Origin of the sequence: Streptomyces sp. IBSBF 3136 (assembly GCF_036815105.1) — a bacterium.
Taxonomy (GTDB): domain Bacteria; phylum Actinomycetota; class Actinomycetes; order Streptomycetales; family Streptomycetaceae; genus Streptomyces.
Map to the genome: position 1 here is coordinate 1 of NZ_JAJSZC010000459.1, position 1,325 is coordinate 1,325.

Genomic DNA, 1,325 nt, shown 5'->3' on the forward strand with positions numbered 1-1,325 from the left:
GCGGGGACGACGACGGGGTCGGGCAGGCCGAGCAGCCAGGCGGCGCGGGGCAGGGAGTGGTGGGCGTTGGCCCCGCAGACCAGCTGGACGCTGCCGCCGTGGGCCTCGCGGGCGAGCAGCAGGGCGAGCTGGTTGGACTCGGTGCCGCCGGTGGTGACCAGGGCGTCGGTGAGGCCGATGCGCCGGGCGAGGGCGCGGGTGACCTGGGCTTCGAGCGCGGAGGCGGCCGGTGCCTGGTCCCAGGAGTCCAGGGAGGGGTTGAGGGCGCTCACGGCGAGGTCGGCGGCGGTGGCGACGGCGAGCGGCGGGCAGTGCAGGTGGGCCGCGCACACTGGCTCCGCGGGGTCGGCGGCGCCCTCGGCCAGGGCGTGCACGAGGGCGCGCAGGGCGTCGGGGTCGCCGTCGTCCGGCAGTACGTCCCCGAGGGCGTAGGCGACCCGTGCGGCGACGGCGTCGGGTCCTCCGGCCGGCAGCGGTCCGCCGCGGGCCCGGGCGCCGGCGGCGAGGGCGTCGAGGACGGTGTCCAGGAGGGGGCGCAGGGCCTCGGGGCCGTCGGGTCCCGAGGCGAGGGGCGGCATGCTCATGGGCTCTCCTCCGTGGCACGGGGGCGGTGGCGACCGTCGGGGCCGCCGGCCGGGCCGGGGTCCCTGTGCGCGGGTCGCGGGGGTTCCTCCGCGAGAGGTGTGAGGGCTGCGGTACGGCGGTACGGTGCGGGAGTTCCAGCTTGTACCGGAAGGTGGCCGGGCGTCCGGAAAGTTCAACGATCGGCACCCGGAAGTGGGTACTGCCGTACGGGGAAAACGCGTTGGAACGTTGGAACGGCCGAGGGCCTGCGGCTACCGTCGGTCGGATGGTTGACGGGTGGATGATCGACGTGCCCGGTGAGCGGGTGTGGGTGCGTGAGCCCGGTCCCGCGGACGAGGCGCCGCTGCTGACCCTGTTCGAGGAGTGCGAGGACTGGTTCGTGGCGGCCACGGGGCTGCCGTCCGGGCCGGGTGACGTGCAGGGCCTGTTCTACTCGCTGCCGGCGGGCGCTCGCCCCGAGGACAAGGTGCTGCTGGTGCTGGAGCGGGACGGGGTGGTCGCGGGTCTGGTGGACGCCGTCCGGGATCATCCGGAGCCGGGTGCGGTGGCGGTGGGCCTGTTCCTGCTGGCGCCCTGGGCGCGGGGCCGTGGCCTGGGCCGGGCGCTGGCCGCGGCCCTGCTGGCCCGGGCCGGGGCGGTACCCCTGGTCACGGCGACGGTGCCGGCCGGCTGGCGCTGCGGCGAGGGCTTCCTGGAAGCCCTCGGCTTCACCCTGCACGCCCCCTCCCCCGCCCCGGCCG

1 protein-coding gene and 1 pseudogene are annotated in these 1,325 nt (G+C 77.0%); one reads left to right on the plus strand and one right to left on the minus strand.

Annotated elements, in window-relative coordinates:
* Positions 1–584, minus strand: a pseudogene (locus V7E45_RS40180) (aspartate aminotransferase family protein); the annotation flags it as partial.
* Between the two features lie 266 nt (positions 585–850).
* On the opposite strand from V7E45_RS40180, the gene V7E45_RS40185 reads away from it, so the two are divergent.
* Positions 851–1,325 (plus strand): GNAT family N-acetyltransferase (locus V7E45_RS40185; RefSeq protein ID WP_333779236.1); only part of this gene is annotated, 475 nt, incomplete at its 3' end.